This window comes from Streptomyces sp. NPDC006208, assembly GCF_040613775.1.
GTDB lineage: Bacteria > Actinomycetota > Actinomycetes > Streptomycetales > Streptomycetaceae > Streptomyces.
This window is the reverse complement of the sequence record NZ_JBEXSW010000027.1, coordinates 109536-120325: the sequence shown is the minus strand read 5'-3', so window position 1 is coordinate 120325 and position 10790 is coordinate 109536. Positions and strand designations below refer to the sequence as shown.

The window sequence follows — 10790 nt, the reverse complement described above, 5'->3', positions numbered from 1 at the left end:
AGGAGCTGGGGCAGAACGCCCTGGTCGTCCGGGTGCAGCCGGACGAGGGTGTGACGATGCGGTTCGGCTCCAAGGTGCCCGGCACCTCGATGGAGCTCCGCGATGTGACCATGGACTTCGCGTACGGCGAGTCGTTCACCGAGTCGAGCCCCGAGGCGTACGAACGGCTCATCCTCGATGTCCTGTTGGGTGATGCCAACCTCTTCCCGCGGACCGAGGAGGTCGAGGAGTCCTGGAAGATCCTCGACCCGATCGAGGCGTACTGGGACACCCACGGCAAGCCCGCGCAGTACGCTGCCGGCACCTGGGGGCCGGCGGAGGCGGACGAGATGCTCGCACGAGACGGACGGAGCTGGCGCAGGCCATGAGGATCGACCTTACGGACACGAACGCAAGCAAGATCAACAAGGCGCTGGTGCAGGGCCGCCGTGAGATCGGCACCCCGGCCGTCGGCATGGTGCTCACCCTCGTCATCGTCACCGACGAGGAGCACGCCTATGACGCGATCAAGGCCGCCGGTGACGCGTCGCGTGAGCACCCCTCGCGCACCCTGGTCGTCATCAGGCGGGTCTCGCGCTCGCCCCGGGACCGGCACGACACGCGCCTGGACGCGGAGCTCCGGCTCGGCAGCGATGCCGGCGCGGGTGAGACCGTACTGCTGCGCCTGCGCGGCGAACTGACCGGTCGCGCCGACTCCGTGGTGCTCCCGCTGCTGCTCCCGGACGCGCCCGTGGTGGTGTGGTGGCCGGTCGGCTCCCCGCCCGTCCCGGCGAAGGATCCGCTCGGTGCCCTCGCGCAGCGCCGTATCACCGATGCCTACGCGGTCGAGTCACCGATCAGCGAGCTCGCCGCACGCGCCGCCGGATATGCGCCCGGTGACACCGACCTGGCGTGGACGCGGCTCACACCGTGGCGCTCGATGCTCGCCGCCGCGCTCGACCAGGCGCGCGCCGAGGTCACCTCCGCAGTGGTCGAGAGCGAGGCCGAGAACCCGAGTGCCGAGCTGCTGGCCCGCTGGTTCGCGGACCGGCTGAAAGTGCCGGTCGAGATGGTCGTCACGGACGGGCCCGTGGTCACCGCCGTACGGCTGCGCACCTCCGACGGCGAGATCCACATCGACCGGCCGGAAGGCCCGGTGGCCCGGCTCGCCATCCCGGGACAGCCGAGCCGGGTGCTGGCCCTCAAGGTGCGCACCACCGCCGAACTGATCGCGGAGGAACTGCGCAGGCTCGACCCCGACGACACCTACGCCGCGGCGCTGCGGGCCACGGTCACCGCTCCGGGCCCGGGGGAGGAGGCAGCGGCCACAGACACGGCGGCCACAGAGACGGCGGAGTGAGCTGCGGGGCAGCCGAGGGCTCGCGGGCGGGCGTGCGCGGGTGAATGCTTGAGGGGAACCTCGCGTGCGGTGCCACGCAGCCGGAGAGGAGGCGGACGATGACCCGGACCCTGCATTGGAAGGTCGATCTGTTCGTGTCGGAGGACGGCGGCACGACCACGGCGCGGGCCGTCCTGGACACGGGGACGGCCAAGCTCAGCGCCGCCGGCAAGGCCCGCTGCAGCCCGCAGGACGGGGATGTGCCGGAGATCGGTGACGAACTCGCCGCCGCCCGCGCCATGAAGAACCTCTCCCTGGACCTGATGCGCGTGGCCTACCACGACGTGGAGAGCAAGGAGGCCGGGCCGTCCGGCAGGCCCGCGGCGCCGGTCTCCGGCTGGTCCGAGCTGACCACCTGAGACGCCTGAGCCACCTGCACCGCCTTGGCCGCAGGCCGCCCGCGAGGCGACCGTCCTGGTTCGCCCGGACCGGCCGCGCTGCCGACGATGCCGGGCATCTCGTCGAAGGGAGACCGGACGGACGGACCGAGTTCACCGTGGCAGCCGTTCTCGAACCGGGAACAACAACACCCCAGGTCTGATCGGGCTGCGGCGCGAGAAGAAGCCCTTCCAGCCTGTGCGCGCAATCCGCTACGGACCGCAGCCGAACGTCGCGCGACGTGCTGCGGGAGACGTGCCGCCGGGCTCGGCGGACGCAATCGGAATGCCGGTGCAAATAGCGCGCATTGCGCACCGTGGTGATGAGCCGTCAAGGATTCGATGCCCTCCCGTGAATCTGCACACCGAATGCTCAGGCGACACACGGTCTCCCTACCGCGCCTACCCCGCTGACCAGCAAGTATCGCCCTCTGGGCGGGAATGTCCAGTTCGGTGTGCAGGCCCCTCGGGGCCGCAATGCATTCGCATCGGGTGATCCGGTGAAGAAGATGGCACCAAGCCATGTGCGGACGTGCACGTCTTGGTAATTCAGCGCCTCGCCGGACGCTGAACAGGCAGTTCTCGATTGGCTGCCCAACACGACTCCGTGCTTTGATCCTTCGCACCGCGGGAGTCGCCCGTGGGTTCCCGATTACGGGAATCCGACGCCCGCGTTGCGGTCGGTGCTGCCCTTTTCGGCACGGCCGGGCGCAAACATTTCGAAATACCCCATGTGAAGGGAACGTCCCCATGAGCTTCATCCCCACCCAGGAGATCTCCGACAGCGAGCTGGACAACGTGGCCGGTGGCCTGCACAGCGCCGTTGTCGGCAACGCCACCGCCGCCCTTGACACCATCGCCCCGGTGTCCGCCACCGTCGGCACCGTCACCGGCCTCGTCGAGGGCGCCACCGGCATCAACACGGCCGCCGTCACCGGCCCGGTCACCGGTCTCGTCGCCGGTCTGTAAGTCCTTTCGGAATGCCGGCGTCCCTCCTGTCGGCAGTCCACGCCGTGTGCCCCGGAGTCGCCCCAGGCTCCGGGGCACACGTCACGCCGTTCTCGTAATATCCCCAGGCAGTTGAGGGAAGCGCATCGTGCAGTTCCGCCAACAGGCCCTTTCCAAGCTGCAATCGCCGGAAGAGATCGATCTTCCGGTACGTTTCGCCCGGCCCCAGGGCCGGCTGGTGCTCGCCGTCACCGTCGTCGCCATGATTGCCGCCGCCGTATGGGCCGTCACCGGTACGGTCTCCTCCACGGTCACCTCCCCCGGCATCCTCACCCATGCCCAGGGCAGTTACGTCCTGCAGAGCCCCGTCGCGGGACAGGTCACCGCGGTGCTCGCCGAGGAGGGCGACCGTGTACGGGCCGACGCACCCTTGCTGAAGGTGCGTACCGCCCAGGGCGACACCGTCGTGCGCACGATCGCCGCGGGCAGGCTGACCACGCTCGTGGCCGCCATCGGTTCCGTGGTCACCACCGGCGCCGATGTCGCCGCCGTCGAGCGGGCCGACGATCCCGACGACCCGCTGATGGCCGTGCTGTACGTGCCGGCCGACAGCGGATCCACCGTGCCCGTGGGCGCGCGCGTCGACCTCACCGTCCACTCGGTGGCCACACAGGAGTTCGGGATGCTGCGGGGCCGGGTCAAGGCGGTCGGCCGCACTGCCCAGACCCGCCAGCGGATCACCGCGTTCCTCGGCAGCAGCCAGCTCGGCGAGCAGTTCTCGCAGGGTGGCCAGCCCCTGACCGTACTGGTCCAGCTGAACCGCTCCTCGCGTACCAGGTCCGGCTACGACTGGTCCGCCTCCCAAGGGCCGCCGTACGCACTGGAGTCCATGACGCCCGCCACGGGCGCCGTCCATCTGCGCGAGCAGCGCCCGGTCGACTGGCTCCTGCCATGACCGCATCCCACGACTCCGCCGCCACGAGGCAGCAGAAGCTGCCGCCCGCAGACCGCAGGCGCCGGCGCCCCGACGAGCCGGCAGCGGGCCGGCGCGGCACGCACGGCACCCGGCGGGCCCAGGCCCGCCGGCGCCCCAAGAGCAAGAAGACCAGCACGGTCCGCACACCGACCGTGCTCCAGATGGAGGCCGTCGAATGCGGCGCGGCCGCGCTCGCGATGGTGCTCGGCCACCATGGACGGCACGTGCCGCTCGAAGAGCTGCGCATCGCGTGCGGCGTCTCCCGCGACGGCTCCCGCGCCAGCAACATCCTCAAGGCGGCCCGCAGCTACGGCCTCACCGCCAAAGGCATGCAGATGGAGTCGACCGCCCTCGCCGAGGTGCAGGGCCCGGCCATCCTCTTCTGGGAGTTCAACCACTACGTCGTCTACGACGGCACGGGGCGCCGCCTCGGCCGCCGCGGTGTGTACATCAATGACCCGGCCAAGGGACGCCGCTTCGTCCCCATGGAGGACTTCGACACCAGCTTCACCGGTGTCGTGCTCGTCCTCGAACCCTCTGCCGCCTTCCGTAAGGGCGGCCGCAGACCGGGCGTGATGAACGCCGTACCGGCGAGGCTGCGCGGCACCTCCGGCACGCTGCTCGCCGCGCTGCTCGCGAGCCTGCTGCTCGTCGCCGTCGGCGCGGTGGTGCCCGCGCTGAGCCGTACGTACATCGACATGTTCCTGATCGGCAGACAGACCTCCCTGCTGGGCCCGCTGTTCGCCTCGCTCGGGGCGACCGTGGCGCTGACGGCCGTGCTGACCGGCATTCAGCAGGCGAATCTGCTGCGGGGGCGCGTCATCTCCTCGACGCTGAGCAGCGCCCGCTTCCTGCGGCATCTGCTGCGCCTGCCCGTCACGTTCTTCGCCCAGCGCAGCCCGGCCGACCTGGTGCAGCGGCTGCAGTCCAACGACGCGGTCGCCGAGACACTGGCACGCGACCTCGCCGCGGCCGCCGTCGACGGGATCGTGGTCATTCTCTACGCCGTCCTGCTGTGGACGTACGATCCCCAGCTCACCGTCGTGGGCGTACTGATCGCGCTGCTCAATGTGGTGGCGATGCGGATCGTGGTACGGCTGCGGGCCACGAACACCCAGAAGCTTCGCGCGGACAGCGCCCGCCTCACCAACACCTCGTACACCGGACTCCAGCTGATCGAGACCATGAAGGCGACCGGTGGCGAGAACGGATACTTCCGCCGCTGGGCCGGTCAGCACGCCACCACCCTGGAGGTGCAGCAGCGCCTGGGCGTCCCCAGCGCGGCCCTGGCCGTCGTCGCCCCCACCCTCGCGACACTCAACAGCGCGCTGATCCTGTGGATCGGCGGCCTGCGGGCAGTGGAGGGCCATATCTCCATCGGACTTCTTGTCGCGTTCCAGGCGCTGGTGGCCCGCTTCACCGCACCCATCACCCGGCTGAACGGGGTGGCGGGCCGGATCCAGGACTTCGCCGCCGACGTCGCCCGGCTCAAGGACGTCGAGAGCTTCCCGGTCGACGGGCTCTACACCCGCGACCAGCCCGCCACCGACACCCGCCGGCTCAAGGGCCATGTGACGCTCACGGACATCACCTTCGGCTACAGCCCCCTCGACCAGCCCTTGCTGAACGGATTCTCCGTCGCGGTCGGTCCTGGCCGCCAGGTCGCACTCGTCGGCGGCTCCGGCAGCGGCAAGTCCACGGTCTCCCGGCTGATCGCCGGCCTGTACAGCCCGTGGGAGGGAGCGATCCGCATCGACGGACAGCGGCTGGAGGACATCCCCCGCAGCGCGCTCGCCGCCTCGGTCTCCTTCGTCGACCAGGACATCTTCCTGTTCGAGGGCACGGTCAGGGACAACGTGGCGCTGTGGGACCCGTCGATCCCCGACGAGGCCGTCGTCGCCGCACTGCGTGACGCGGCGCTCTACGACGACGTGATCGCCAAGCGCCCCGAGGGCATCCACAGCCGCGTCGAGCAGGACGGGCGCAATTTCTCCGGCGGGCAGCGCCAGCGCCTGGAGATCGCCCGGGCACTCGTACGCCGCCCCAGCATCCTCGTGCTGGACGAGGTGACCAGCGCCCTCGACGCGGAGACCGAACGGATCATCATGGACAACCTGCGCCGTCGCGGCTGCGCCTGCGTGGTGATCGCCCACCGCCTGAGCACGGTGCGCGACAGCGACGAGATCGTGGTCCTCGACCACGGCGCGGTCGTCGAACGCGGCCGCCACGAAGAACTGGTGGCCGCGCAGGGCGCGTACGCCCGGCTGGTCAAGGAGCACTGACGTGTCGTCCGCACATCCCTCCGCAGACCTCGGCCCCGGCACGGCGGCCATGCCGCAGATGGTCACCGACCCCGTCATCCACGCTCTCGGCGGCCTCGGCGCCCCCGTCGACTGCACCGGAGTGCGCAGCCTGCATCTCGAGGGACCGCAGGTGCTGTGGCTGGTCGTGGGCGGTTCCCTGGACCTCTTCGCGGTGGACGCCGCCGCCCAGGGCCACTGGCACTTCCTCGGCCGCCTCGAGGCGGGCACCCTGCTGCTCGGCCCCGTCGAAGGCCCCCAGCACACCCTGGTCGGCAGGCCCGCGCAGGGCTGCCTGCTGCACCGCATCCCGCTGCGGGAGCTCTACGTCCCCGAGTACGCCGGACACCCCGGGTACCCGGCCCCCGGCGGCTACGGGGCCCATGACCCGTACGACACCTACGCGGGCCACCCGCCCGCCCCCACCCCGCTCGAGCACGCCTTCGCGCTCGGAGTCGGACGCAGTCTGGGCGTGCTCTTCGAGGCGCCGCTGGACGGACGGCCCGCCGGTGAGGAGGCGATGGCCGACGACGACATCCTGTGGATGCCGGTCGAGCCGGGCAGCGTGCAGTACGGGGCGTCCTACAGTGCGGAGGCGGCGGGCGATCTGCTGATCGACGCCGGGTTGTGGCAGCGGATGGTCAACCAGCAGCACCGGCTGCTGTCCGCGGTCGACGGCTGGATCGAACGCCTTGAGCGGGCGCACGAGCACCGGGCTGCGGCGGGCATCAAGGCGGGTGCGGCCGTCCGTGCCAACGCCGACGAGGCACTGCTCGCCTCCATCGGCAGGCCCGAGCGCGGAGCCCGCGGCGCCGCCCGCGCGGACGGCGCCGACGACGACGCGACGTTCGCGGTGTGCAGGCGGGTCGCCCAGGCGGCCGGGATCACCCTCGGTGAGCCCCCGAAGGGCGGTGCCGCGGACGACCGCGGCACCTCGGACGCGCGCATCTCGCCCGTCGAGCGCATCGCGGTCGCCTCCCGGATACGTACCCGTGCGGTGAAACTCGACGGACGCTGGTGGCGCTCGGACACCGGCCCGCTGGTGGGCCGGCGGGCCGCCTCCGGCGCGCCGGTCGCACTGCTGTGGCGGCGTGGACGCTACGAGGCCGTGAACCCGCTCACCGGTTCGCGGACCCGTATCGGCAAGGACAACGCCGACGAGTTCGAGCCGCGTGCCGTCATGTTCTACCGCCCGCTGCCCGAACGGCCCGCGAACATCTGGCGGTTGGTCCGGTTCAGCCTGCGCGGCACCCGCCCGGACCTGCGCAACCTGCTGCTGAGCGGGCTGGTGACCGTCGGCCTCGGAGCACTCGTACCCATCGCCACCGGACAGGTGCTGGGCGTCTATGTGCCGGGTGCCCGCAACAGCCTCATCGTGCAGGTCGCCCTGGCTGTCATGATCACCAGCATGGTGTCGGCGGCGTTCATGCTGATGCAGAACCTCACCATCCTGCGTATGGAGGGCCGCATCGAGAGCAGCCTCCAGCCCGCCGTGTGGGACCGCCTGCTGCGACTGCCGACGAAGTTCTTCACCGAACGCTCCACCGGCGAACTGGCCAGTGCTGCGATGGGCATCAGCGCGATGCGCCGGGTGCTGTCCGGGATCGGTCCGGTCGCCGTCCAGGCGAGCACCGTCGGCGTGATGAACATCGTGCTCCTGCTCTGGTTCAGCGTCCCGCTGGCGCTCGCGGCGATCGCCATGCTGCTGGTGATCGGCGCGGTGTTCCTGTCGCTCGGTCTGTGGCAGGTGCGGTGGCAGCGGCGGCTGGTCGAGCTCGGCAACAAGCTCAACAACCAGGCGTTCCAGACCCTGCGGGGGCTGCCCAAACTCAGGGTCGCGGCCGCGGAGAGCTTCGCCTACGCGGCCTGGGCACGCCAGTTCGCCCGCTCCCGTGAACTCCAGCAGCGGGCCGGCCGGATCAGGAATCTGACGACGGTGCTGGACGCCGTGTGCCTGCCGCTCTGCTCTCTGATCATGTTCATGCTGCTGGCGGGCCCGGCCCGCGGCAGCATGTCCGCCGGTGCGTTCCTCACCTTCAACACGGCCGTGACCATGCTGCTGACCTCCGTCACCCAACTCACCGGTGTGCTGGTGTCGGCGGCCGCCGCACTGCCCATGTTCGAGCAGGTCAGGCCGATTCTGGACGAGTCCCCGGAGGTACGCGGCAGCAGTGCGCAGCCCGGCGCGCTGTCCGGCGGCATCGAGGCGCGCAAGCTCTCCTTCCGCTACACCGACGACGGCCCGCTGGTCCTCGACGATGTGTCCCTCCAGGTGCACCCGGGGGAGTTCGTCGCGATCGTCGGGCCCAGCGGCTGCGGAAAGTCGACCCTGCTGCGGCTGCTCATCGGCTTCGACCGGCCGGTATCGGGCAGCGTCCTGTACGACGGACAGGACCTTGCCGCACTCGACCAGGCGGCCGTGCGCCGTCAGTGCGGCGTCGTGCTGCAGAACGCCCAGCCGCTGACGGGGTCGATCCTGGACTGCATCTGCGGCGCCGAGACCTTCTCCCAGGAGGAGGTGTGGGAGGCCGCCGAGATGGCGGGACTGGCCGAGGACATCAAGCGGATGCCGATGGGGCTGCACACCATGATCGCCGGTGGCGGAGCGATCTCCGGCGGGCAGCGGCAGCGGCTGATGATCGCTCAGGCACTGGTGCGCCGCCCGCGCATCCTCTTCTTCGACGAGGCCACCAGCGCGCTCGACAACGAGACCCAGCGGATCGTCATCGAGTCCACCCGGCGACTTCAGGCGAGCCGCCTGGTGATCGCACACCGGCTCTCCACCGTGATGGACGCCGACCGCGTGATCGTGATGGCCGAAGGGCGGATCGTGGAACAGGGCCGGCCGGCCGATCTGCTCGCCGACACCGCGGGCCACCTGCACGCGCTGGTGCGGCGTCAGATGGCATGACCCGGACGGACCTCGGCTCCGCCGGGCCCTGTCCGGGCGGGTTCTTGCCGGGCCGGGCCTCGAGGACCGCCAGGGGCGCCCCAGGGCCCTTCTCCCGGATCGGACCGGATCAGAAGGGCAGGCCGGATCAGAAGGACAGGGCCTACCGCCTGCGGTGCGCGGCGCCGCCTGTCGCCAGGAGCGCTTCGGTGACGAGCCGGACGCCGCGGGCGAGGCGGCCCAGCTGCTCCAGCTCGATCGCGTACATCCGGATCGTGTTCTCGATGACCGCCTCGGCCACACCCAGCGTGGGCAGTTCGGCCCGGGACGTCTGCAGTGCCACCCGCACCGCGCGCATCTCGTGCTGAAGCTGAAGCTGCGCATGGCGGGCGAGAAGTATGTGATGGCGGTTGAGCGGCGAGTATGCGGCGTAGCGGGCCGGCAGCAGGTCCCGCAGCCATCGGGCGGCCGTGCGCTCCCAGTCATGGGACCCGGGGGCCTTGACCTGGCAGGGCCAGTCCGGGCTGAGCGTGGTGAGGGTCGTCTGGGACATGGGCGTCGCTTCCGGATGGTGCCGAAACTCTGGTCAAGAGAGTGTTGGCGGCCTCGGCCCAGGGGTTGACCGAGGCCGCCAATGGGCGCTCCGCAGGGTGCGAAGGCCCGGATTGAACACCAGGCGCGGCGCGAGGAGGGAGCGTCGTGCCTGGGTGTTCGGTTCTGTGAGGGCGTGGGTCTCGCTCTCCGTGGCATCGGGGGACCCGGCCGCCATGTGCAGTAAATATATATACCGTCGAGTAAGCAAGAGTATGAAAAATTTCATGCATGCCTGGGCATGAAAATCTCACTGCACGGAGTGGGTGAAATCAGTCTTCCAGGAAGAATTTGTGCTGATCGGCGACCTGCTCGTACCCCTCGAGCCGCGCCTGCGTCCGCTCCGGGTCCGCATCCGCCATGGCCTGCAGCACGGCCGCGGACAGCACCCCCGGAGCCGCGTACGAGTCGAACACCAGCCGCGACCCGGTGCCGGCGGTCAGCGCCACATCCGCCTCGTCCACCAGCGGGCCGAGCGTCAGATCGGTGATCAGCGCCACGCGCAGACCGGTGCTGCGGGCGGCCCGTACCGCCGCCAGCGTCTCGTTGGCATGGCGGGGCATCGCGAACGCCAGCACCCATGTCCCGCCCGCGGCCCGGGACTGCAACAGCCCGTCGTAGGCCACGCTGCCGCCACGTGTCACCAGGCGCACATCGGGATGGATACGACGTGCCGCGTACGCGAAGTACTCGGCCAGCGACACCGAGATGCGAAGGCCCAGGATCGTCAGCGGTACCGAACGGGCCAGCTCGCGGCCGATGTCCAGCACCTGATTGGTGTCGGCGAGCAGCCGGCGCAGACTCTCCAGGTTCTCGATCTCTGCATCGACGGCCGCCTGCAGTTCGTTGCGGCGGATCTGCTCCCGGGTCTCCGGCGAACCGGCCACCGCACTCAGCGCGATGGGCTGCAGCACGTCCCGCAGCGCCGGGTAGCCGCTGAACCCCAGCGAGGTCGCGAACCGGGTGACCGACGGCTGGCTCACACCGACCCGCTCCGCGAGGTCCGTGATGGACAGGAAGGCGGCCTCGGTCAGGTGGTCGATCAGGTACTGGGCGATGCGCCGCTGCCCGGGGGACAGCCGATGGCCGCCGAACAGTGCGCGCACCCGGTCAGCCGGGGCGGGCTCGTGGCCCGCAGCCTTCCCTCCCGGCGTGATCGCAGCCGCCTGCGCACGTGCCTGCTGCCCTGATGGCACCGGTGTGCCTCCTTCTCGTGACGCTCGTGTTCAACATAGCTCACTCACCGTGGCCGCCCTCATGAACGTCGGCTCGCGCGAAACCGCCCGGCACGGTCGCCCGCTCAGCCGCCGGGCGAAAGGATGCGCGGCGC

Annotated in this window: 8 protein-coding genes and 1 pseudogene; 7 read left to right on the top strand and 2 right to left on the bottom strand. The window is 70.6% G+C overall.

Annotated elements, in window-relative coordinates:
* The 7 genes and pseudogenes from ABZ208_RS22835 to ABZ208_RS22805 form a co-directional block, all read left to right on the top strand.
* Nucleotides 1–368: pseudogene (locus tag ABZ208_RS22835) on the top strand (glucose-6-phosphate dehydrogenase); the annotation flags it as partial.
* The gene (gene opcA / locus ABZ208_RS22830; protein ID WP_356911290.1) at nucleotides 365–1339 is read left to right on the top strand and encodes a glucose-6-phosphate dehydrogenase assembly protein OpcA; all 975 of its coding nucleotides are present in this window, start codon (nucleotides 365–367) and stop codon (nucleotides 1337–1339) included. The pseudogene ABZ208_RS22835 and the gene opcA, both read left to right, overlap by 4 nt.
* A 98-nt stretch (nucleotides 1340–1437) precedes the next feature.
* Complete coding sequence (locus tag ABZ208_RS22825; protein WP_356911289.1) at nucleotides 1438–1737, top strand: DUF1876 domain-containing protein; 300 nt, start codon at nucleotides 1438–1440, stop codon at nucleotides 1735–1737.
* A 768-nt stretch (nucleotides 1738–2505) separates the two neighbouring features.
* Entirely contained in the window at nucleotides 2506–2724 is a 219-nt protein-coding gene (locus ABZ208_RS22820) for a type A2 lantipeptide (protein WP_328403748.1), read from the top strand.
* Between the two features lie 127 nt (nucleotides 2725–2851).
* Complete coding sequence (locus ABZ208_RS22815) at nucleotides 2852–3658, top strand: HlyD family efflux transporter periplasmic adaptor subunit (protein ID WP_356911288.1); 807 nt, start codon at nucleotides 2852–2854, stop codon at nucleotides 3656–3658.
* Nucleotides 3655–5961, top strand: a complete 2307-nt coding sequence (locus tag ABZ208_RS22810; protein WP_356911287.1) for an NHLP family bacteriocin export ABC transporter peptidase/permease/ATPase subunit — start codon at nucleotides 3655–3657, stop codon at nucleotides 5959–5961. The genes ABZ208_RS22815 and ABZ208_RS22810 overlap by 4 nt, the downstream gene beginning before the upstream one ends.
* A gap of 49 nt (nucleotides 5962–6010) precedes the next feature.
* Entirely contained in the window at nucleotides 6011–8890 is a 2880-nt protein-coding gene (locus ABZ208_RS22805; RefSeq protein WP_356911297.1) for an NHLP bacteriocin export ABC transporter permease/ATPase subunit, read from the top strand.
* A gap of 142 nt (nucleotides 8891–9032) precedes the next feature.
* Here ABZ208_RS22805 and ABZ208_RS22800 read toward each other — a convergent pair whose 3' ends face one another.
* Both ABZ208_RS22800 and ABZ208_RS22795 read right to left on the bottom strand, forming a co-directional pair.
* Entirely contained in the window at nucleotides 9033–9422 is a 390-nt protein-coding gene (locus ABZ208_RS22800) for a hypothetical protein (RefSeq protein WP_356911286.1), read from the bottom strand.
* Nucleotides 9423–9732: 310 nt separating this feature from the next.
* Nucleotides 9733–10656 (bottom strand): MurR/RpiR family transcriptional regulator, encoded by a 924-nt coding sequence (locus ABZ208_RS22795; RefSeq protein ID WP_356911285.1) that lies wholly within the window; start codon nucleotides 10654–10656, stop codon nucleotides 9733–9735.
* Nucleotides 10657–10790: the final 134 nt, after the last annotated feature.